Source organism: Vibrio sp. JZG10 (assembly GCF_054064075.1).
Genome location: NZ_JBSUGE010000004.1, coordinates 264,304 through 285,836 on the forward strand (window position 1 = coordinate 264,304; position 21,533 = coordinate 285,836).

18 protein-coding genes are annotated in these 21,533 nt (G+C 45.0%); 11 read left to right on the top strand and 7 right to left on the bottom strand.

Going from position 1 to position 21,533, the window contains the following annotated elements:
* Positions 1-63: 63 nt before the first annotated feature.
* A complete protein-coding gene (locus ACWYVB_RS08145; protein ID WP_005375112.1) occupies positions 64-963 on the top strand; it encodes a LysR family transcriptional regulator in 900 nt (299 codons plus the stop codon).
* Between the two features lie 121 nt (positions 964-1,084).
* Positions 1,085-3,118 carry a prolyl oligopeptidase family serine peptidase gene (locus ACWYVB_RS08150; protein ID WP_457528658.1) on the top strand — a complete coding sequence of 678 codons (2,034 nt, stop codon included), beginning with the start codon at positions 1,085-1,087 and terminating at the stop codon, positions 3,116-3,118.
* Positions 3,119-3,359: 241 nt separating this feature from the next.
* On the opposite strand, the gene ACWYVB_RS08155 is transcribed toward ACWYVB_RS08150, so the two are convergent.
* Positions 3,360-4,991, bottom strand: coding sequence for an ABC transporter ATP-binding protein (locus ACWYVB_RS08155; protein WP_395209186.1), 1,632 nt, complete (start codon positions 4,989-4,991; stop codon positions 3,360-3,362).
* 85 nt (positions 4,992-5,076) lie between these two features.
* The gene (locus tag ACWYVB_RS08160) at positions 5,077-5,574 is read right to left on the bottom strand and encodes a hypothetical protein (RefSeq protein ID WP_085342565.1); all 498 of its coding nucleotides are present in this window, start codon (positions 5,572-5,574) and stop codon (positions 5,077-5,079) included.
* Between the two features lie 186 nt (positions 5,575-5,760).
* Here ACWYVB_RS08160 and ACWYVB_RS08165 point away from each other — a divergent pair, with 186 nt between their 5' ends.
* From ACWYVB_RS08165 to ACWYVB_RS08175, 3 genes are all read left to right on the top strand, one after another.
* Positions 5,761-8,121 carry a Lon protease family protein gene (locus ACWYVB_RS08165; protein ID WP_005394880.1) on the top strand — a complete coding sequence of 787 codons (2,361 nt, stop codon included), beginning with the start codon at positions 5,761-5,763 and terminating at the stop codon, positions 8,119-8,121.
* Positions 8,122-8,415: 294 nt separating this feature from the next.
* Positions 8,416-10,044, top strand: a complete 1,629-nt coding sequence (locus tag ACWYVB_RS08170) for a methyl-accepting chemotaxis protein (RefSeq protein ID WP_005394881.1) — start codon at positions 8,416-8,418, stop codon at positions 10,042-10,044.
* A 399-nt stretch (positions 10,045-10,443) separates the two neighbouring features.
* Positions 10,444-11,403 (top strand): porin, encoded by a 960-nt coding sequence (locus ACWYVB_RS08175; protein WP_005394882.1) that lies wholly within the window; start codon positions 10,444-10,446, stop codon positions 11,401-11,403.
* Between the two features lie 122 nt (positions 11,404-11,525).
* On the opposite strand, the gene ACWYVB_RS08180 is transcribed toward ACWYVB_RS08175, so the two are convergent.
* Entirely contained in the window at positions 11,526-12,272 is a 747-nt protein-coding gene (locus ACWYVB_RS08180; RefSeq protein WP_043884593.1) for a flagellar brake protein, read from the bottom strand.
* 127 nt (positions 12,273-12,399) lie between these two features.
* Here ACWYVB_RS08180 and ACWYVB_RS08185 point away from each other — a divergent pair, with 127 nt between their 5' ends.
* A complete protein-coding gene (locus ACWYVB_RS08185) occupies positions 12,400-12,675 on the top strand; it encodes a GNAT family N-acetyltransferase (RefSeq protein ID WP_006741945.1) in 276 nt (91 codons plus the stop codon).
* 2 nt (positions 12,676-12,677) lie between these two features.
* Positions 12,678-13,652 carry a phosphotransferase gene (locus ACWYVB_RS08190; RefSeq protein WP_457528695.1) on the top strand — a complete coding sequence of 325 codons (975 nt, stop codon included), beginning with the start codon at positions 12,678-12,680 and terminating at the stop codon, positions 13,650-13,652.
* A gap of 43 nt (positions 13,653-13,695) precedes the next feature.
* Here the strand turns inward: ACWYVB_RS08190 and ACWYVB_RS08195 are convergent, their stop codons facing one another.
* The gene (locus tag ACWYVB_RS08195) at positions 13,696-14,196 is read right to left on the bottom strand and encodes a GNAT family N-acetyltransferase (RefSeq protein ID WP_301657564.1); all 501 of its coding nucleotides are present in this window, start codon (positions 14,194-14,196) and stop codon (positions 13,696-13,698) included.
* A gap of 395 nt (positions 14,197-14,591) precedes the next feature.
* On the opposite strand from ACWYVB_RS08195, the gene napG reads away from it, so the two are divergent.
* The 4 genes from napG to ACWYVB_RS08215 all read left to right on the top strand — a co-directional run bounded on the left by napG (position 14,592) and on the right by ACWYVB_RS08215 (position 18,085).
* Positions 14,592-15,362, top strand: a complete 771-nt coding sequence (napG, locus tag ACWYVB_RS08200; RefSeq protein ID WP_015313573.1) for a ferredoxin-type protein NapG — start codon at positions 14,592-14,594, stop codon at positions 15,360-15,362.
* Positions 15,362-16,216 (top strand): quinol dehydrogenase ferredoxin subunit NapH, encoded by an 855-nt coding sequence (gene napH / locus ACWYVB_RS08205; RefSeq protein WP_457528663.1) that lies wholly within the window; start codon positions 15,362-15,364, stop codon positions 16,214-16,216. The genes napG and napH overlap by 1 nt, the downstream gene beginning before the upstream one ends.
* Positions 16,217-16,420: 204 nt before the next feature.
* The gene (locus tag ACWYVB_RS08210; protein WP_005394895.1) at positions 16,421-17,602 is read left to right on the top strand and encodes an MFS transporter; all 1,182 of its coding nucleotides are present in this window, start codon (positions 16,421-16,423) and stop codon (positions 17,600-17,602) included.
* A gap of 171 nt (positions 17,603-17,773) precedes the next feature.
* Positions 17,774-18,085, top strand: coding sequence for a YrhK family protein (locus ACWYVB_RS08215; protein WP_282149909.1), 312 nt, complete (start codon positions 17,774-17,776; stop codon positions 18,083-18,085).
* A gap of 125 nt (positions 18,086-18,210) precedes the next feature.
* On the opposite strand, the gene ACWYVB_RS08220 is transcribed toward ACWYVB_RS08215, so the two are convergent.
* Genes ACWYVB_RS08220 through ACWYVB_RS08230 form a run of 3 tightly spaced genes read right to left on the bottom strand, consistent with a single transcriptional unit; the run spans position 18,211 to position 21,341 of the window.
* Positions 18,211-19,050 carry an energy-coupling factor transporter transmembrane component T family protein gene (locus tag ACWYVB_RS08220; RefSeq protein ID WP_457528665.1) on the bottom strand — a complete coding sequence of 280 codons (840 nt, stop codon included), beginning with the start codon at positions 19,048-19,050 and terminating at the stop codon, positions 18,211-18,213.
* Positions 19,047-20,786, bottom strand: coding sequence for an ABC transporter ATP-binding protein (locus ACWYVB_RS08225; RefSeq protein ID WP_457528667.1), 1,740 nt, complete (start codon positions 20,784-20,786; stop codon positions 19,047-19,049). The genes ACWYVB_RS08220 and ACWYVB_RS08225 overlap by 4 nt, the downstream gene beginning before the upstream one ends.
* A gap of 6 nt (positions 20,787-20,792) precedes the next feature.
* Complete coding sequence (locus ACWYVB_RS08230) at positions 20,793-21,341, bottom strand: ECF-type riboflavin transporter substrate-binding protein (protein ID WP_005375133.1); 549 nt, start codon at positions 21,339-21,341, stop codon at positions 20,793-20,795.
* Positions 21,342-21,533: the final 192 nt, after the last annotated feature.

The window sequence follows — 21,533 nt, forward strand, 5'->3', positions numbered from 1 at the left end:
CTTTATTTTTTGTTGATATAGGGAAATAATGAAAATAATTAATTCCAAAAGTGACATAATCGTATGAGAGCAGACGACTTAATCCTATTTTCTCAAGTAATCGAACTGGGCAGTTTTAGTAAGGTTGCAGAAGCAAATAACCTTACAAATTCGGTAGTTAGCAAAAGAATGGCAAGGTTGGAGGAAGAGATAGGGGCGCAGCTATTATATCGAACAACGCGTAAATTGACCTTAACCGAAGCAGGTAAGGTGTTACTCCACAGTGCTAAAAATGTGAAGCAGGCCACTCAGGAGGCTATGGACGCTGTTGCAGGCTTTGGAGAGAATGTGAGCGGTCACATAAAAATGTCCGTGCCGTGTATCTCTGGAGATTTGATACTTGCTGATGCCGTTGCGGAATTTTGTAACCTTCATCCGGGCCTGACCGTGGATATGTCATTGGATAATCGCTTTGTCGATTTGGTGGCTGATGGTTACGATTTAGTCATTCGAACTGGCTACCTAGCCGACTCCAGTTTGATCGCACGACATATTCTCGATTCCCAATGGGTGGTATGCGCGTCCCCTTCATATATCGCTAAAAATGGGAAGCCGATCGAGCCGATTGATCTCACCACGCACAATTGTCTGCAATACGCTTACCAAACCACAGGTGCAACAGACTGGGAGTTTAAAGGCGAAGATGGTAATTACATCGTCAAAGTATCGGGCTGCTTTTCTACTGATAACGCGACCGCATTACGTAAAGCCGCTCTGGGCGGCCATGGTATAGCTTACGTCCCGCGATGCTTGGTGTATCACGATATTCGCAATGGTCAACTGGTCGATATTTTTCCTGAACTAGTGGGTAAAAAGCTGGGTATCTACGCGGTGTACCCGTTTACTCGTCAACCACCGAATAAAGTGAAACTGCTTATTGAGCACATTCGTGATCGTTACTTAACGATATCTCATTATTTCTAGTTCCTTCATAGATTTAAAACAATGTCGTTGAAATCAATATTGGGTGCTCTAAGGTAATCACCGCAATAAAACGATATGAAAATAAACAACTTAATAAAAACAACGGAGTAACACGGACGTTATGCATTACCCAAAAACACGTAAAGATTCTGTCGTGGACACTTACTTTGGTCACGACATTGCCGACCCTTATCGCTGGTTAGAAAATGATCGCAGCGAAGAAACCGCACAATGGGTTTCGGGTCAAAACTCAGTGACCTTCGATTTTCTTGGTCAGGTCCCGTACCGCCAACAAATCCGTGACTTGGTCGCGAACAGCCAAAACTACGAAAAATATTCCCAGCCATTTGTACGTGGTGACTACACCTATTTCTACAAAAACGACGGTTTGCAAAACCAAAGCGTATTGTATCGCCGTAAAGGCGAGGGAGAAGCCGAAGTCTTCCTTGACCCAAATACGTTCTCTGAAGAGGGCACGACCTCTCTTGGCGAAGTCAGCTTCTCGAAAGATTATCGTTTGGTCGCGTATTCCATCTCGGAAGGGGGCAGTGACTGGCGCAAGATCTTTGTTATTTATGCGGAAACCAAAGAACAGTTAGAGCCTGAGATTGTGGATGCGAAGTTTACGTCGATTTCTTGGCTGGGCAGCAAAGGCTTCTATTACTCAAGCTATGATAAGCCGCAAGGCAGTGAGTTATCTGCGCGAACTGAACATCACAAGCTTTATTATCATGAACTTGGTACACCTCAGTCTGAAGATAAAGTGATTTTCGGTGAGTTGGATACGCAGGTTCACCGTTATGTGTCTGGTACCACGACGACGGACGATCGCTTCCTCATTATTTCTGGCGCAGAATCCACATCGGGTAATCGTCTGTTTTATATTGATTTACAGTCTGAGTCCCAAGCGATTGTGACCCTTCGTGATACAACGCAAGGCGACACCTACTTGATTGATAGCCAAGACGAAACCTTGCTGCTTTACACCAACCTAGATGCGCCGAATGGCAAAGTTGTCAGCTACAACACCCGAACAGCGCAATGGATGGATGTGATTGCTGAACAAGAACAGCCGTTAGAAATCAGCAAAGGTGGCGGTTATCTGTTTGCGACTTATATGGTGGATGTACTTTCTAAAGTGCAGCAGTTTAACTACCAAGGTGAATGGATTCGAGATGTTGAACTGCCGGGAGAGGGTACGGCTTATGGTCTAGCGGGTAAAAAAGAAGAAACCACGCTGTATTACACCTTTACTAACTACGTGACGCCACCGACGATCTTCTCATTTGATGTTGAGTCTGGTGAATCGACGCTGTTTCAAGAATCAAAAGCGCCATTCGATCGCAGTGAGTATGAATCAAAACAGGTGTTCTACACCTCAAAAGATGGCACGCAAGTTCCGATGATCATCTCATACAAGAAGGGCATCGCGCTTGATGGCAGTGCGCCAACCATGCTGTATGGTTACGGCGGTTTTAACATCAGCCTCACTCCGATGTTTTCTGGCAATGTGGCCAACTGGCTGGAATTGGGTGGTATTTACGCTGTAGCCAACATGCGAGGCGGCGGTGAGTACGGTAAAGCTTGGCACAACGCAGGCACTCAGCAGCAAAAGCAAAACGTATTTGATGACTTTATTGCGGCGGCGGAATACCTGATTGAAAACGACTACACTAGCTCCGAGCGCCTAGCGATTCGTGGTGGTTCAAATGGCGGCTTGTTGGTTGGTGCGTGTATGACGCAACGTCCTGAGTTATTTAAGGTGGCGCTGCCAGCCGTGGGTGTGCTTGATATGCTGCGTTACCACACGTTTACGTCTGGAGAAGGCTGGAAGTATGACTATGGCACGTCTGAACAAAGCGAAGCGATGTTCCAATACTTGCTTGGCTACTCTCCTGTTCACAATGTAAAAGAAGGCGTGCAGTATCCTGCGACATTGGTGACAACTGCTGATCACGACGACCGAGTTGTGCCAGCACATTCGTACAAGTTTATTGCGGAGTTGCAAGACAAGCAGCAAGGTGCTAATCCAGTATTGATACGCATTGATGTCAATGCTGGTCATGGTGCAGGGATGCCGCTGAGTAAGCAAATTGACCTCACCACAGATGTGTATGCATTTACGTTACATAATATGGGTATTGAGTCGATTTAATGCCTTAGTTGCTCGAAGCTTCTGAGAATAAAAAATGCCGCGACACTGTCGCGGCATTTTTCATGGTTGGGGGAACTCAATTCATACTGTTTGCCAGTATGTGAGCCAGGTTGACTAAGTCTGACTCTTGAACCAACCAGTCTCGGCGGCCAAACCGAAAGGCAGCTACGCCATTCTTAAGACAAGATGAAATCATCACCTTTTCTTAATCCTAGTTTATGAATATGAAACTGTGATGAACCTAAGCCGCACTGTGCTGATTTTCACTGTTTTCAAGATCAAATGAGGCATCTATCAGCTTTTTCGTGTAGTCATTTTTAGGGTTTTGGAAAATATTTTCGGCTGTACCTTGCTCCATGACCTCGCCCTTTTGCATGACTAGAACACGGTCAGAGAGTGCTTTAACTACTGATAGATCGTGGCTAATAAACAAGTAGCCAATATTATGCTTTTTCTGCAAATCTTTCAGAAGGTCAATCACTGTCAGTTGCACCGAGCGGTCTAATGCAGAGGTTGGCTCATCAAGCAGAATAAACGAAGGTTCAAGGATCAGTGCTCGCGCGATAGCAATACGCTGACGCTGGCCTCCTGAAAACTCGTGCGGATAACGGTTGATGGACGCGGGATCTAAGCGAACCTCACGGAGCACGTCACGTGCTTTCTGCATACGTTCTTTTTTGCTCAACATTGGTTGGTGGACAGTTAATCCTTCCGTGATGATCTCGCCGATAGTCATACGAGGAGAAAGCGAACCATAAGGGTCTTGGAACACCATCTGAACGTCTTTTTTCAGCTCAAAACGTTCTTTGTTTGTCAGCAACGCCATATCTTGGCCTTTGTATTCGATTTTACCTGTGGATGGTAGGAGGCCTATCAGTGCGCGGCCGAGGGTAGACTTGCCTGAACCGGATTCCCCAACAATCCCGAGTGTTTCCCCTTGTTTGAGCTCAAGAGAAATGCCTTTTACGGCTTCGAAGTACTCATTTTTACTGGCAATAAAATGCGACTTTATCAAGAATTTGACTCGTATATCGTCAGCTTTTAATAGTTGTGTAGCACTCTCGCTAATAGGGTCCTTACTGCCTTTTGGAATAGAGTTGATCAGCATACGTGTGTATTCGTGTTTTGGGTCTTCGAAGAGTGTTTGCGTTTCGCCTTCTTCGACGACTTCCCCTTTACACATCACAATGACACGGTCGGCAAAGTGTTTTACAACGCCTAAATCATGAGTAATAAAAAGTATCGCCATGCCCATCTGAGCCTGAATTTCTTTAATCAGGTGCAGCACTTCTGCTTGAACCGTGACATCTAACGCGGTGGTTGGTTCGTCGGCAATCAAAATATCGGGTTCGTTAATCAGTGCCATTGCAATCATGATGCGTTGTAACTGACCGCCAGAAAACTCGTGCGGATATTTGCTGTACGCTTTCTCTGGCTCTGGCATGTGAACCAGTTCAAACAGCTCTAACACTCTCGCTTTGGCTTTCCGTCTATCCACTGGACGGTGGCACATGATGGCCTCAGCGACTTGGATCCCCACCCGCATGTATGGATTCAATGAGGTCATCGGCTCCTGAAAAATCATACCGATACGATCACCGCGAATACTTTGCATTTCACGCTCCGTTTTATCCAAGATGGAGCTACCCTCAAACATGATGGATGAGTCCGTATGCAAAATAGCGTTGTCTGGCAATAGTTTCATCAGTGCATTGGTTGATACTGACTTGCCAGACCCAGACTCGCCAACGATGGAAAGCGTCTCGCCTGCTTTTAAATCGAAGCTAACATTCTTTACTGCATCGACGATCCCATCGTTTGTCGTAAAGCTGACCGATAGGTTATTCACCGAAAGAATGGTTTTAGAAGACATCACAGATCCTTGTGGTTGATAAAGCAAATGATACTCAAGCAATGGACAGCACAAACCTAGCAGGCCTCAATGCTTGGGCTTTAGATTAATTATAAAGGTGAGAAGGCGAAGACTTTGCCGAACTCATCGCTTGTAAATGCAAAAACTGCTCATGTGCTCGCGTCACATGGTCTAGCTCAATCATCCATTGAGCATTGCGTTGAGCAGAGCAAAATGCCGCCATATGAGCTAACAAGTCTTCACTTTGTTGACCAAGTAAATGACCCACACGCTCAATAAGTTCATGATTCTCTAATTGCAAGAATTGAAATAGTGCGTACGTTTGATTGAGTGTTGAAAAAGCATCGCGCTGTAATCCGAGTTTGTTGAGAATCTCCGATTGTGCAACGCACGCATCTCTCAGCCCGGTGATGAGACAGACAAACTGACAAGGTTTGGTGTGAGCATTTTCGAGCGCCGAATGAATGTGGTTCGGTAGATTGCTGAGTACATCGTCGTATAAACGATGTGCCTCGGGCCAGTGGCCTTGTTCCATCAATTGCTCTGCTTTTAAGTAGCGCATCCAGCATTGCTCAATATTCATGTCCATCTCCACAAGAGTTGATTTGTTTTGATATTAAATGAAATTGATTATCAATTGCAAGTGCGTATTGATATCACTTTTATGCTCATAAAATGTCCAATCAAACTAGGGTGGAAGGTAAATCACTTAAAATTAAGCAAATAATCTCTACACTCAAATGACGAAAATAAGAAAAAGGAAGTGGATATGGCAATACTAAGATTGGAAGCTAAGCAGCTATATTCTGTAGCAGATCTAGAGAATATGCCATGTAAGTCGACCAAGGAGTTACCTCCAATTGATGAGATTGTGGGCCAAGAGCGCGCGCAAAAAGCGGTCGAGTTTGCGATGTCCATCAAAGAGAAAGGGTATAACATCTACGCCATTGGTCAGAATGGGCTAGGTAAACGCACCATGATCCTGCGCTATCTGAATCGTCACCAGCACGATGCAGCAGCCTTGTTTGATTGGTGTTACGTTGCGAACTTTGAAGATACCCGCACACCCAAGGTATTGAAGCTGCCTTGTGGTATCGGGAATAAGTTACGTGTTGATATTGAAGCCTTAATGGGCAAACTACTGAATGCTTTACCCCTAGCGTTCGACAATGAAATGTACTTTAGCCGAGCTGAGCGATTAAAAAACCAATTAGCGGCGAAGCAACAAAACGAACTGGACCGCATTAGCCGAGAGGCAAAAGAGAAAGGCATTAGCTTGACGCTTACCACACAAGGCGATTATCAGTTTGTCGCTATGAATGGTGACGAGCTTCATACGGAAGAGTCTTTTGATGCACTAAGTAAGAAAGAGCAAGAGCAGTTCAGCGATGCTATTGATGAACTCGAAGTACGATTACGTTCGATGGTCCGTGAACTCACAGAGTGGGAAGAAACTTACAGCGACAAAATCAAAAAGCTTAATGATGAAGTGACGCTCGATGTGATTACTCACTTCATTAAAAAGCTCAAAGTGGATTACGCAGAATATTCTGAAATCAAAACGTACTTAACTGAGCTGCAAAAAGATATTGTTGAAAACGCAGATATCTTCCTTGACCAAAGTGGTGAGCAAGGCGAAATTGCAACGGCGTCGTTGGATAAAAAATTGCCACGTCGTTATAAAGTGAACGTCTTGGTAAGTCGCAACAGCAGTGACTTTCCTATCGTTGTTGAAGAAAACCCCAATTACCATTCGCTCTTCGGTTCGATTGAGACAGCCACTTTCAAGGGAACCGTGTTTACCGACTTTTCGCTGATTCGTGCGGGGAGTTTGCATAAGGCGAATGGCGGCGTTCTGTTAATGGATGCACAGAAAGTGCTTGAACAGCCTTACGTTTGGGATGGTTTGAAGCGCGCACTGCGTGCTCGTCAATTGAGCTTTACCTCCCTAGAAAAAGAAGTGACATTGACAGGGGCGGTATCACTCGATCCCGAGCCTATCCCGCTCGACATTAAAATCATTCTGTTTGGTGACTACCGAACTTATCAATTACTGCAGCATTACGATCCAGAGTTCAGTGAGTTGTTCCGAGTGACAGCGGATTTTGAAGATGAGATGAAGCGAACGCCAGAGTCGGAACTGCACTATGCGCGCTTTATTTCTAGCGTCGTGAACGATAACAACATGCTGCACTGTGATAGAAAGTCCATGGGACGGATTATCGAATACAGTTCACGCTTGTCTGGTGATCAAACCAAGCTATCACTCCACTCTGCCAATATTGCGAATTTATTACGTGAGTCAAACTACGTTGCTCGTCAAGCCAACTCCAACATGATCCGTATCGGTCATGTGGAAGAGGCGCTCAAGAACCAAGAAATGCGAGTGAGCCGATTACGCGACAATGTGATGGAAACGTTTGTTAACGGTACAACCTTGATTCGCACTGAAGGGAAGGCTATCGGTCAAGTGAATGCCCTCTCGGTATTAAGCACTAGCGACTACATGTTTGGCGCGCCGAATCGCATCACCGCGACGACGTGTTACGGCGATGGGGATGTTATCGATATCGAACGCAGTGTGGACTTGGGCGGCAGTATTCACTCTAAAGGCGTGATGATTCTATCGGCCTACTTGTCTTCCGTGTTTGGTAAAACGGCGCGAGTACCATTAACCACAACGATTACGTTTGAGCAATCTTATGGTGGTGTCGACGGTGATAGTGCCAGCATGGCAGAGCTATGTGCTGTGGTGTCTGCTTTTTCAAAGCAACCAAACCGACAAGACATTGCGATTACAGGCTCGATGAATCAGTTTGGTGAAGCTCAGCCGATTGGTGGTGTGAACGAAAAAATTGAAGGCTTTTACGATGTGTGTGTGATTAAAGGTCGTCATGAAGGGCAGGGGGTCATTATCCCGCAATCTAATGTTCATAACTTGATGCTCCGTTCCGACATCGTGAAAGCAGTAGAAAAAGGTGAGTTTAATATTTGGGCGATTGATCATGTCACTGAAGCCATCGAGCTGTTCACGGGGAAAGTCGCCGGTGAGCCAACCGATGAAGGTTCTTATCCAATAGATACGATTTTTGGCCTTGCTCAAGCTAAGCTCAATTCGTTGAGAAAATAGCCTAAAACCGCCCTAAATGTGAATGTATCTCATCATAAGTGATCACAATTTATCATAACGACAATATCCCGACACTACTGTCGGGATATTGTCAATAACAGATTGAAAATGGGGACTTTTTGTACTAGGCAAAAGTGTGATCGACCTCTAATATTCGCCACTTGTTTATTCGTCTGGGAACTTTCCCGTCGCAAGGAAGCATAGATATTCAAATAACCGAAATGCAGCTTCAGTATTGAGAGTTGCTTGAGTTCGTTTGGATATAGGCATCACGCATACAACTGAGGTCCAGTCATGCAGTTATCACTGAAAAATTTGTCAGTACGAACGCAAATTTTGGTTCCGGTATTATTTACCGCGATTGTTTTGTTTATTGCTTTGTGGATTACTAAAAACAATCTTCAAGCTGAGCAAGATGTTATTGCTTCCAACCAAGAGTCTTTGGTTTTCCATAAAGACACTTTGGCGCGTATTGACGATGAAATTTATCCACTTCGTATTACAGCGGTTTACGCTATCTACGACGCTTCCCGTCGTGAAAATTTTCTTAATGAATTGAAAGAAGGCTTAAAGCAGGTTGAAGCTGATTTAAGTGCGATTGAAGCTCGTAATCTGTTTCGTGAAGATGCGATTAAAGTTCGCCAAGCGATCGAAGCCTATGTTCGATATTCAGAGCGCTCAGTGGCTTTCTTTAACCAGTACGATCAAGGCTTGAAATCGGACAGTGAGTACCGTGCATTCATTAAAGAGTACCGTAATGTTGGCCGAGAAATGGTTCAACAAATCAATACTCTGTCGAAGCATGTGAATGATCAAGCAGAGCAGTCAACCATAAGAAGCCATCAACAGAATGAGCGTGTACAAAACAACGCTATGCTGACAGTTCTTGCGGTATTTGCGTTCTCATTGGTGGGAGCGTGGATCTTATCAGGCATGATTGTTACGCCTATTCAAAAACTTCAAGAAGTGATGCGTCAGTTGGCAATGGGCAACTTATCAGTTCGCGCAGATGTAGATGGTGATAACGAAATTGCGAAGCTGAGCAAAGATGTTAACCAAACAGCAGAACAGCTTTATAACACGGTCGACCAGCTTACTCGCATCAGTGAAGAGGTTGCATCGGCATCGACTGAGCTTGCCGCAGTAATGACGCAAGCAGAAGCGAATGCTCAGCTAGAGCTAGCTGAGATCGAACAAGTTGCATCTGCTGTTAATGAACTTGCTAGCACGGCAAACAACGTGAGCGATAACGCAACGTCTGCGGATTCGACAGCTCGCGAAGCTGATGGTCTTGCGCAATCAGGTCTGGCTATCTTCCAAGAGAGCGCAGAAGCAAGCGCACAGATGTCTCAGGCATTGAACGATGCAGCGCAAGTGGTACTGCGTTTAAAAGAGCAGTCGGTTCAGATCAACGACGTTATTGAAGTAATTCGCGGTGTCTCTGAGCAGACCAACCTACTCGCATTGAACGCTGCGATTGAAGCTGCGCGTGCTGGTGAGTCTGGTCGTGGTTTTGCGGTTGTTGCGGATGAAGTACGTATGCTCGCGGCACGCACGCAAGACTCGACTCAAGAGATCCAAACGATTATTGAAGAACTTCAAGCGCAGTCTGGGCTTGCGAATGACAGCATGCAAGTCAGCCTAGACATGCTGAGTCGTAACAACGAACTGACGCAACAAGCGAATGAGGCATTGGTTGGTATTACCGAGTCGGTAGCCAACATTAACGATTCAAACACGCAAGTGGCAACCGCAGCCGAAGAGCAGTCTCAAGTCACTCAAGACATCAACCGAAACGTGGTTAACATGTCTGAACTGGTTAACCAGAATGTGGCGGGTATCAGTCAAAGCGCAAGCGCGAGTACTGAGCTTTCATTACTTGCAGAGAAGCAGAAAGAGCAATTGAGCTTCTTTAAGCTTTAATTCGCCATTCGCCTAACAAAATGTATAAATCCCTGAGCTATTGCTTGGGGATTTTTTTGTTTGTGAGAAACTGATTTAAAATCAGGAAGTCTATCTAAAACAGTCATTTAGTGAAAATATTTTGCGAGCAAAATCACATATAATGAGATTGTTTTTACATTTTTTGCGTCAATTTTTTTTTTGACGCGAACGATTTTTTTACCTCAACCGATAACTTGATGGTTGAGAGGTATTCATATCGTCATTTTACTTGGTGTTTTCTTCTATAAGTGCTGTTTATTCAACGCGTTGCGTGAAAAATAACAGCTGCTACTATGCCGCCAGTTTTCTCGTTGGTACAGAAAAGTCCTGTTTTTCTGGTGAGAAAATACATATAAAACAATGATATGGAAAATAACAATGAAATTAAAAACTTTAGCTGTAGCAGTGGCGCTAATGGCATCAGGATCTCAAGTTGTCGCTTCAGAACTATACAACCAAGATGGCACTTCTCTTGAGATGGGCGGCCGCGCTGAAGCGCGTCTTTCTATGATGGATGGTAAGGCAAAAGACCGTACTCGCATCCGTCTTAACTTCCTAGGCAAACAGGAAATCAATGAAAACCTATACGGTGTTGGTTTTTGGGAAGGTGAGTTCGAAACAAAAGAAGAAGGTGCCGTAGATAACAACAGTGATCTTGAAACTCGTTACGCTTACGCAGGCCTAGGCGGTAAATACGGTGAAGTAACTTACGGTAAAAACGACGGTGCATTATTCGTTCTTACTGACTTTACCGATATTATGGCTTACCACGGTAACACTGCAGCACTTAAGCTGCCTGTATCTGACCGTACAGACAACATGCTTTCTTACAAAGGCCAATTCGAGCAACTAGCTGTACGTGCTAGCTACCGCTTTGCTGACCGTACAACAGATGCAAAAGGTTTTACAGACAACGAGGAAGATGGCTTCTCTCTATCTGGTATCTACGCATTTGCTAATACTGGTATTGAACTAGGTGCTGGTTATGCAGACCAAAACGATAGTGATGAGTTCATGCTTGCTGCTGCATACTCTGTAGGTGATTTCTACTTCGCTGGTAACTACACAGGTGCAGACGTGGATGTTGCAGGTGAGTCTGCGGATTACAAAGGCTACGAACTAGCTGCATCATACACTATGGGTCAAACTGTATTTACTTCTACGTTCAACAAAGGTGAGCTAGAAGATGCTGATACTGTAGAAAACCTAGCTGTTGATGTTACTTACTACTTCAAGCCTAACTTCCGTGGCTACGCATCATACAACTTCGATCTAATGGATAACGAAGGCGCTGATGAAAAAGATGAGCTAGCGCTAGGTCTACGTTACGACTTCTAAGTCGAAACTGTTATCTAAGATTCTGCCTTATTCTTAGTAAACAAAACCCCTTACTTTACAGTAAGGGGTTTCTTGTTTTCCGGGTATCAAAACTGGTCGCTACTTGGTGCTCGTTATCAAAGCTACCTTTTTAGTGTGAGTTTAGTCCCATCAAATTTTAGGTGACTCAGGAGACTTTTAGCGTTGGTTTTACCAACCTCATCAAACTCCATTCCATAGCGAGCATGGTGTGTCGATTTTTGTAAGTTACAAATACGACCTCTCAATGGCGCGAGCATGTGGCTTTCACCGGGCATGGTTAGGTCCAATGAAACGCGATCACCAACCTGAAGTGGTCGGCTCATTGGTGATGTCACAAAGCGGCACCCACTGCGAGATAAATCTCTTATCTCGCATTCAGTTCGATAGGCTTCTAAACAAACACGCGCCCTCAAATTCACTTCGTAACGTACTTCTTTACGAAGCTGAAAGACCTGCATGGTGTTGGGTAGACTTAGCACCAAAATTGGATACGGGTCGCCGAGTCGGTGCTGCAATTGCGCCCGAAAAGGAATGACAGCACCTTCCCCTCGATGAGAGTACGCTTTTACATTGATCCAAAAGCCTTCTTGAAAATAAAATTTCAAGTCCTCATCGGAGATGTTCGGAACCTCTATCAATGCGGTATTATTTGAGTGACAGCCGACAAATGTGCTGGTTGTAATAAACTTGGTACCAACAGGTGTCGTGACGTTTAAACTTACTTCACTGCCATGTTCGACCATTGCCATTGCATCGGTGCTATTTAGTGTACTTGCCTGACGTTCGGGTGCCTTCTTGCTTTGCAGAGGTAGTTTGCCGTCTCTGGCAATAGGGCTCATATTTCTCATTATTATTGTCGTACCTGATTTGAGAAGGTAAGGGCGTGAAGTGACAGAGCACTTCCGCATGGTGTTGATTCTATTCAGTGATATAGTTTGATTCAATCAATCCGTAACAAAAATTAGAGAGCAAGATATGCATAAAGTAACTCATGAAGTTGAAAACAACACATTTTGGGTTGATTTAGAACAAGGTTATAAAGCCAAGGTGGTTTATCAGCTTGAGAATAATGTCATGCACATCACATCAACCGTAGTTCCTGAAGCATTACGAGGTAAAGGGTACGGAAAAGTGATGATGGAAGCGGTATTGCCAGAAATTGAGGCACTCGGTTATCAAATCAAACCAGTCTGTCCATATGTCATTCATTATATGGAGAAAAACCAAGCGTGGTCACATCTGCTTGCATGATGATGAACGACAACCACCAACGTTACCAAAGCATTGGCCAGGAGCTAAAGCTCGGGAATTATCAATCGGTAGAAGTCATACAATCGCTATGGGGAGGCTATGGTGAGTTAGTCCGAGTTACTTATTCAACTTGCTCGTTGATCATTAAGCATGTAAAACTCCCTAAACCTTCAGAGCATCCAAGAGGCTGGAATACTGACCGATCTCACCAAAGAAAGCTGCACTCTTATCAGGTGGAAGTGAATTGGTATACGGATTTTTCCAGAGAGGTGAGCACTCGCTGCCGAGTACCACAAGGTCTAAAAACGTTCCAATCGGAGAATGAATGGCTCATCGTGATGGAAGATCTCGCCGAGGCAGGCTTTCCAAAAGTCATCACCGATGCAAAGCTAGAACATCTACGAGCCTGCCTTGCTTGGTTGGCGAACTTTCATGCGCGCTACATCGGTGTTCGCTCGGATAAGCTGTGGTATACCGGCACGTATTGGCACTTGGCAACCAGACCCGATGAGCTTGAGGCGTTGCAAGACACCGAGCTAAAAAATGCCGCTCAATTGATTGATCAAACGCTTTCGCAAGCCAAGTTCAAGACGCTTGTACACGGTGATGCCAAATTGGCGAACTTCTGTTTTGATCGAGAAGAATCAAGCGTTGCAGCGGTCGACTTTCAATACGTCGGACATGGCTGTGCGATGAAAGATGTGGCACTGTTTATGAGTAGCGCCGTCAAGCCAGAGCGTTGTGCAGAGATGGAAGTTTGGGTCTTGGATACGTATTTTGCTCAGTTGCAACAAGCGTTAATGGTTTATCAGCCGAATCTTGACCCCAATGAAGTCGAGCGCGAATGGCGTCCTTTGTTTGCGGTTGCGTGGGCTGACTTTCAACGCTTTGTGAAAGGCTGGAGCCCTGATCACTGGAAGATCAATCCTTACACAGAAGCATTGACTAGCCGAGCGCTGGCTAACTTACGAAAGTGAGTAGAAGTTTAAAAAGAAAAGCCTCCAATTAGGAGGCTTTGATTTACTTTTTACTTGGCCTGATACGTGCCATGTAATAGGTATTGATGAACTCGCCATCTCGGAAGGAGCCATCAATCGCTTCGCCCTCAATTTGAAATCCATGCTTTTTGTACAGCCCAATGGCGGCGTCATTATCGGCGTTGACTTCTATTTGAATTCTTCTCACGTTTAGCCAGTTATCCGCCAGTTCAGTGACCGTTTCAATCAACTTGCTACCAATACCGAGCCCGTGGAAACTATCATGCACTCCGATGCCAAATGATGCTGTGTGCATTGTTCTCGGACGCTGCGAGTGGTCAAAGCCAATGTTACCCACTACTTTACCATCGATTTCAGCGACGTAGCTGTAAACGCCAGCGGGCATATTTGACAATCGTTCCACCCACATTGCGAGCGAAGGTTTTGGGAGTTGCAGGGTTTCACGTTGTGCTTTTGGTTGTGAATAGATTTCTACGAGTGCCGCTGCGTCTTCAACGGTTGTTGGACGTACAATAATTTCCATGCTTCTCTCCTTCGCTTTTTAGTATTAATTTTCAATCTAACCACAGTTCCTTATTTTGGATAGTATTTTTTGAAGTTTGAGAGATAAACACCTTTTAAATTAGGTTGTTATAGCGATGTTTTTCTAAATTTTAGTAGTCATTTATCTTTGAATTTAGCGAATAGATTGCAAAGGTGTTGAATTATTGTACTGAAAATGGCGTGCACGGCAGAGTATCGTGGTGAATTTCATGTTGGAGGAAATAAATGGAATGATTCAAACTGTGACGACGGCACTGTACATCAGTTGACTTGAATCAATTGAGGGTGGAGTTACCTCTTATGAGGTATGGGGAAGAGGTACGTTTAGCGCTATTTATGCTTAACTTGATAAAGGAGTTTCGTTGAGGAAATAGCATGAAATCCTCTCAGTCTAAAACATCGCAAAGTCGGCGTCGATTTTTGCGTGATACTGTCCGAACTGCGGCAGGCGTTGGCGCAGCGGCGTGTGTGTTGGGCTTACAATCGCTGCAAAGCCAAGCTCGAGAAACTAAAGGTGTGCCTATTCGCCCACCCGGTGCTTTGCCAGAAGGCGATTTCGAATCAGCCTGTATTCGATGTGGCTTGTGTGTTCAAGCATGCCCTTACGACACATTGAAACTCGCGACATTACTTTCTCCTGTAGCCACTGGTTCACCTTACTTTACTGCGCGCGATATTCCCTGCGAAATGTGTGAAGACATCCCTTGTGTGGTCGCTTGTCCGAGTGGGGCGCTGGATCCGAAGCTAACCGATATTGATGATGCTCGAATGGGTACAGCGGTTCTTATTGACCATGAAACTTGCCTGAACTGGCAAGGGCTACGATGCGACGTTTGTTATCGCGTTTGTCCGCTGATTGATGAAGCCATCACATTAGAGATGGTTCACAACGACCGAACCGGTTATCACGCCAAACTTATCCCAACAGTGAATTCCGAAGTGTGTACCGGATGTGGCAAGTGCGAACAAGCGTGCGTGTTGGATGTCGCTGCTATTAAAGTCGTCCCGACGGATTTGGCGAAAGGCAAAGTGGGCAGTCACTACAATTTTGGTTGGAAAGAGATCGACAAACCACTCGAAAATATCCTCCCTAGTGAGACGCCTGTACCGGAAGGTGCGCTTGAATCGCTAAAAGGAGGTAAGTAATGGCAAAGAACTTAGCTCAAAATGCTGGAAAAGAAGCGGTTGAAAAGCTTGGCTGGTGGTGCGCGCATCGGTTTTTGATTTTACGCAGACTATGCCAGCTCACCATCATTGCGCTGTTTATGGCTGGGCCGACATTAGGGGCTCTAACTGGTAATCTCTCATCGAGTATGTTGTTCGACACCGTGCCTTTAAGTGACCCGTTGATAGTGCTTCAAGCTTTGGCGACAGGCCATGTTCCGGAGTTTAATGCGCTGTTAGGCGTAGTGATTGTCGTGGTGTTCTACGCGATTTTAGCGCCGCGCGCATTTTGTGCGTGGGTGTGCCCGTTAAATATCGTGACAGATTTGGCGGCTTGGCTGCGCAGAAAGATCAACATTAAAGCGAGCTATCGTTGGTCTCCTGCTATTCGCTATTGGCTGATCCCTGTTTTGATGTTGGGCAGCGCGCTGTCTGGCGCGATTCTTTGGACATGGTTAGATCCAGTGGCGGCACTGCATCGCGGATTGGTGTTTGGTATGGGCGCAGGTTGGGTGTTGATCGCACTGGTGTTCGTACTGGATCTACTCTTAGTTGAGCATGGGTGGTGTGGGCACTTATGTCCACTGGGTGCTACCTATGGTGTGATAGGCCGAAAAAGCCTGTTGCGCGTTACTGCTGTTCGCCGCGAAGATTGCACCAAATGCATGGATTGCTTTTACGTCTGCCCAGAACCTGAGGTGCTTCGACAACCATTGAAAGAGGGAGATCGTCGAGTTATGGATCAAAACTGCATTAGCTGTGGCCGATGTTTGGATGCGTGTCCAGAACATGTGTTTGAATTTAAGAATCGTCTAACAGTAAAGAATATCGATTAAGTTACTGAGCCTCATCACTGGCGTTTTTACCTATTTCTCTCGATATTTCAACATCGCGCTTAACCAAGGAATTGAGTGCGATGTTTATTTTCATAACAATATCTCTACACCGTATCTGCTTGGCCAGGGTTGAAAATAATAATGATATTGCGAATTTGTTACATTTGAAGCTATGATGATGCCTTCATATTTAAAGGAAACATCATGACTACCTCATCGCAAGGCTGGAGAACGCCGCAAAATTTCCTCCTGTTAATTTCCATTATCGTGCCCATTGCTTTTTCTACTTGGATGGCGTTGTTGAACAACTTTGTTATCGAGAAAGCGAACTTTGATGGCGCTGATATCGGTTTACTTCAAAGTGTTAGGGAAGTACCTGGCTTTCTAGCTTTCACTGCGGTATTCGTTTTACTTTTTATCCGTGAACAACGCTTTATGCTCGTCTCTTTGGCGATGCTTACGCTTGGTACGGCATTAACAGGTTATTTTCCCACTTTGTACGGTCTACTTTTTACCACCTTGTTAATGTCCACCGGTTTCCACTACTTTGAAACACTAAAGCAGTCTTTGTCTTTACAATGGCTATCGAAAGAAGAAGCCCCGGAAATGTTGGGTAAATTTATTTCTGTTGGGGCTTTGGCTTCTCTGTTTACCTACGGTGCGATTTGGGTTTCGCTCGAACAGCTCAAACTTGATTTTAAAACGGTCTATCTAATGGCAGGTGGTTTAGGTTTTGTGCTTATTTTGGTGATGGCATTTGCTTTCCCTCAATTTAAAACAAAAGTGCCTCAAAACAAGAAACTCATTCTGCGTAAACGTTACTGGTTGTACTATGCGCTCACGTTTATGAGTGGTGCTCGCCGTCAGATTTTCACGGTTTTCGCTGGCTTCTTGATGGTAGAGAAGTTTGGCTACTCTGCCGCAGACATTACCTTGCTGTTTTTGATCAACTATGTCTTTAACTTCTTGTTTGCGAAGCGAATCGGCCGCTTCATCGGCGTTGTTGGTGAGCGTAAAGCGCTGATGTTTGAGTACGTCGGTTTGATCTTCGTATTCGTCGGTTATGGTTTGGTGCAAACCGCGGAGTGGGCTGCTGCATTGTATGTTGTCGACCATTTGTTCTTCGCGCTAGCGCTTGCTATCAAAACCTACTTCCAAAAAATTGCCGATCCTGCCGATATGGCGTCGACCGCTGGGGTTGCGTTTACTATTAACCATATTGCGGCGGTTGTGATACCTGTTACGTTTGGTGTGATTTGGCTGGTTTCTCCTGCTAGCGTATTTTACATCGGTGCAGGTATGGCGGCTGTGAGCTTACTGCTGTCACTCAATATTCCAGCGAAGCCAGAAGAGGGCAATGAGACCCGCTTATTAAAGTGGAGCTAAGTTGGTACTTACTATCTAGTAATAGAAGTTAATTACTGTTAATAGCTTTATTGACTTGGGTGCTTAGGCACCCTTTTCTTTATCTTCATGTTGTTTCTTCTATGGTTGTACATATCTATTGGGTCCGTTAGGGTTTTATACCTAAGTATGTTGAAATTACTCGGGTACAACATGAGTCGAAACACTAAGGAGGGTTTTACAGTGCAGGTACATGGCAGGGAGTTGGATTTAGATCTAGGAAACCGTCACGTCGTTATTCAACGTCGCTATGAGGCGTTAGGTGCTGCCAACGATCTGCTCATAGCTATTTGGTTTTTAATTGGTAGCTTTTTCTTTTTGAATGATTCGTTGATTGAAAGCGGGACTTGGCTGTTCATCGTAGGCAGCGCACAGTTGATCATTAAGCCCCTGATAAAACTGATGAGTTTAGTTCATGTTGGTCGCTTAAATAAGCAACTTTCTGACACATCAACGAGCCGCTGAGATTACACGCCTATTTTGAGCACCTGCAAGCAAAAGGCTAATGAGCGGGTTATCGAGGGGAAAGAGGGAAACATAACGTGGTCACAACACTAACCACGTTATGTTCAGCTTGAAGCTTTAGAATTTTAAAACGGATACCAGAACAGTTGTGTGTCCATAACACGCTTGCTGATCGCAGCAATCACTATCACTGCAATCCCCGCCATGCAGATCATATCGGCTTTGGCCAGGGGTTTTAGGCTGTACCAGGTGCGAGATGAGTGACGGCCAAAACCACGTAGCGTCATCGCGTTTGAGATTTGGTCTGCTCTGTCCAAACTAGAGAAAATCAGAGGGCCAAGAATCTTCGCCACGTTCTTCATACGAGTGAACAACGGAGCCTTCTTACTCAGTTCTACTCCGCGTGCTTGTTGCGCGTGCATGATGTTAACAAAGTCCTTTTTCACTTCCGGCAAGTAGCGCAGCGTTAAGCTCACGGCATAGGCGATTTTGTAAGGCACACCTAAGCGGTTCAAGCTGGCTGAAAACTCCGTCGGATGGGTGGTAAATACAAACACCAACGCGATTGGGAACATGCTGAAGTATTTCAACGTCACTGTTACTAAGTAAAACAACGTCTCTTGAGTGAGTGAGTAATTACCGGGTAACGAGAGTAAAACCGTTGATGAGCCCATGAACTCAGTACCTTGTTGCGGCGCTAACGCGAACATAAACAGGGCATTGATCAGCAATACTGTACCTGTACCGAGTAAAAGTGGTTTGTAGACATGAAATGGCACTTTGGTCATTTTCAATAAGCCCAAACCAAGCACGATCAACAGTGCAATGATTCGCAAGTCAAACGTGGTCAACACCACCGTTACCCAAGCAATGAAAAGCAAGAACTTAGTAATGCCATTCAACTTATGAAGTGGCGATTGGGTATCGATGTAGTTGATACCAAACTTCATCTTATTGTCTTTCATGCCACCGCTTTCTCTGGTTGGTTTACTTCGCTGCTTTTTTGTTGGCGGTGCGCTTTTTCTACATTGATAAAATGCTGCATAAAGCCATTGGTGTCTTCGATGCCAACTTTCGTAGCCAACTCAAACAGACTTGTTGTGGTGAGGTTTGCTTGGTCTAGTAGCTCTGGACTGCTGAATACCTGCGTCATTGGTGCATCCGCGACTAATTTACTGTCTGCAATCACGATAGAGCGCGTGGTGTATTCCAGCACTAAATGCATGTCATGAGATATGATCATCACGGTTACGCCCAACTCGCGATTGAGCTTTTCGATGAAACTCAGCATAGACGTGTAGTTCCGGTAGTCCTGACCTGCCGTCGGTTCATCAAGGATCAGAAGCTCTGGTTCCAAGACCAAAATTGACGCAATGGTCACGCGCTTTTTCTGGCCGTAGCTCAATGCTTCGATTGGCCAGTGACGGTATTTGCTCAAACCGCACAGCTCAAGGACTTCAAGTACTTTAGCTTCGATTTGTTTCTCCTCAATGCCACGATTACGGAGGCCGAAGGCCACTTCGTCGAAAATCATGTGATGGGAAATCATGTGATTCGGGTTTTGCATCACCACGCCCACTTTCTGGCTGCGCTCGAAGATGGTCAGTTCGTTAAGATCTTGACCATTCATGCTCATTGAGCCGCTATCCGCTTCAATAACGCCCATAATCAGTTTGGTGATGGTCGATTTACCCGAGCCATTTTTGCCAAGTACAGAGACAAACTCGCCACGCTTGATGTCAAAACTCACGTCTTCTAACGCGTTTTTCTCACCGTCGTAAGAATAGGTGAGGCCACAGACTTCAAGCAAAGTCTCGGCTGGCGTTTTAGGTGGTTGTGCTGTTGAACCATCAAACCATGCTTGTACTGCTGGTTTATATTGCTCCAACGGTAAGGTAGTTAAGCTAGAAGGTTTTGCATCGCCCTCAATCGCGCAGCCTGCTTCTTTCAGAGCCGAAATATAAAGCGGTTCGCGGATGCCGTAATCTTCTAGCAGAGGCGACGCTAAAATTTCATCTGGCGTTGTATCGGCAATGATTTCGCCGCTTTCCATCAAGATAATACGGTCAACTGAGCGATGCAGAACGTCCTCAAGACGATGCTCAATGATTACGATGGTTTTGCCTGTTTCGCGGTGTAGATCATCGATGATCTCGATGGTTTTTTTACCCGTTTTAGGGTCAAGCGCAGCTAGTGGTTCATCAAACAAAAGGATATCGACGTCATCGACGAGAATGCCCGCCAAAGAAACACGTTGTTTCTGGCCGCCAGATAAATCGTGGGGAGAGCGATCTAACATCTGTTCCAAGTCGACCATTTTGGCCGTGGCTTTGACCAATGGGTACATGTCGATGTTAGAAGTTAGCTGGTTTTCCAGCGCAAATGCGATGTCTTCGCCAATGCTCAAACCGACGAATTGGCTGTCCGTATCTTGCAGTACGGTGCCAACTTGCTCAGTGTATTGGTGCATGTCGAAAGGGGCGGTGTCTTGACCATTGATGGTCAATGTTCCACTGGTTTCCCCTTTGATTGCGTGTGGGATCAGTCCGTTAAGACATTGCCCAAGGGTAGATTTACCACTACCACTTGGACCGATAATGACGATTTTCTCTCCTTTCTCTATCCTTAGATTGATATTTTTTAGCGTCGGTTTGTCCAGCGACTCATATCTAAAAGAGAAGTTAGAAAATTCGATTGTCATTCGACATTAAGCCTCTGTTAAGTTACGGCTTTGCTTGTTACGTTTAGCGACAGACTTAAGAATGAAGAAGCCAACAATAGCAATAAGAATGGTGTTACCGATCGCGATAATTGAAAGCTGGGTAAACACTTTAGTGAACGGTTCTGCGTATAAAATCGTGTCGAGGAATGCAGAGCAACCGTAACCAAATACGTTGCCTAATAGCGCAAGTACTACGAATAACGCGAAGTCTTTCATATTGAAATCGCCTTTCTCTAAACGGTAGCGCGTTAGAGAAGGGAATAGACCGATAATCAAACCAACAATACCTGAACCAAGTACCCAAGTGAGCCATACGCCCCAACCTGCGAATAGGTCAGTGACCCAGTGGCCAATAAAACCAACCAAAAAGCCAACAAGTGGGCCAAATAGTACTGAGAACAATGCTAATACTGCCATGGCTGGTTTTAGCGTTGTGTTTGCAAACACAGGGATGCCAAACATAGGTAAGCCACCGATGCCGTAAAGAGCAGCACCAATTGCAATAACCACAACGGTTTTAGCAGAAAGATTCATAGATAACCTCAGTTCAATGGTCGATTTTAAAGAACGTTCATTTATATTGTTGGAAAGCATTGGTTATTTGATTGTGTAACATATATCCAAAACAACCAAGCTGCTTATTGTTTGCTCTATTTTTCTTCAGGAAATGTGTGATTTGATTCACGTATCCCTTTGACTGGCTTTGTTTTTTAGCAAGCATTAAAA

Excerpts from the sequence above, each read along its gene's own strand:
- ACWYVB_RS08145 (WP_005375112.1), top strand. The coding sequence starts at position 64 with ATGAGAGCAGACGACTTAATCCTATTTTCTCAAGTAATCGAACTGGGC.
- ACWYVB_RS08150 (WP_457528658.1), top strand. The coding sequence starts at position 1,085 with ATGCATTACCCAAAAACACGTAAAGATTCTGTCGTGGACACTTACTTT.
- ACWYVB_RS08155 (WP_395209186.1), bottom strand. The coding sequence starts at position 4,991 with ATGTCTTCTAAAACCATTCTTTCGGTGAATAACCTATCGGTCAGCTTT.
- ACWYVB_RS08160 (WP_085342565.1), bottom strand. The coding sequence starts at position 5,574 with ATGAATATTGAGCAATGCTGGATGCGCTACTTAAAAGCAGAGCAATTG.
- ACWYVB_RS08165 (WP_005394880.1), top strand. The coding sequence starts at position 5,761 with ATGGCAATACTAAGATTGGAAGCTAAGCAGCTATATTCTGTAGCAGAT.
- ACWYVB_RS08170 (WP_005394881.1), top strand. The coding sequence starts at position 8,416 with ATGCAGTTATCACTGAAAAATTTGTCAGTACGAACGCAAATTTTGGTT.
- ACWYVB_RS08175 (WP_005394882.1), top strand. The coding sequence starts at position 10,444 with ATGAAATTAAAAACTTTAGCTGTAGCAGTGGCGCTAATGGCATCAGGA.
- ACWYVB_RS08180 (WP_043884593.1), bottom strand. The coding sequence starts at position 12,272 with ATGAGAAATATGAGCCCTATTGCCAGAGACGGCAAACTACCTCTGCAA.
- ACWYVB_RS08185 (WP_006741945.1), top strand. The coding sequence starts at position 12,400 with ATGCATAAAGTAACTCATGAAGTTGAAAACAACACATTTTGGGTTGAT.
- ACWYVB_RS08190 (WP_457528695.1), top strand. The coding sequence starts at position 12,678 with ATGAACGACAACCACCAACGTTACCAAAGCATTGGCCAGGAGCTAAAG.
- ACWYVB_RS08195 (WP_301657564.1), bottom strand. The coding sequence starts at position 14,196 with ATGGAAATTATTGTACGTCCAACAACCGTTGAAGACGCAGCGGCACTC.
- napG (WP_015313573.1), top strand. The coding sequence starts at position 14,592 with ATGAAATCCTCTCAGTCTAAAACATCGCAAAGTCGGCGTCGATTTTTG.
- napH (WP_457528663.1), top strand. The coding sequence starts at position 15,362 with ATGGCAAAGAACTTAGCTCAAAATGCTGGAAAAGAAGCGGTTGAAAAG.
- ACWYVB_RS08210 (WP_005394895.1), top strand. The coding sequence starts at position 16,421 with ATGACTACCTCATCGCAAGGCTGGAGAACGCCGCAAAATTTCCTCCTG.
- ACWYVB_RS08215 (WP_282149909.1), top strand. The coding sequence starts at position 17,774 with ATGAGTCGAAACACTAAGGAGGGTTTTACAGTGCAGGTACATGGCAGG.
- ACWYVB_RS08220 (WP_457528665.1), bottom strand. The coding sequence starts at position 19,050 with ATGAAAGACAATAAGATGAAGTTTGGTATCAACTACATCGATACCCAA.
- ACWYVB_RS08225 (WP_457528667.1), bottom strand. The coding sequence starts at position 20,786 with ATGACAATCGAATTTTCTAACTTCTCTTTTAGATATGAGTCGCTGGAC.
- ACWYVB_RS08230 (WP_005375133.1), bottom strand. The coding sequence starts at position 21,341 with ATGAATCTTTCTGCTAAAACCGTTGTGGTTATTGCAATTGGTGCTGCT.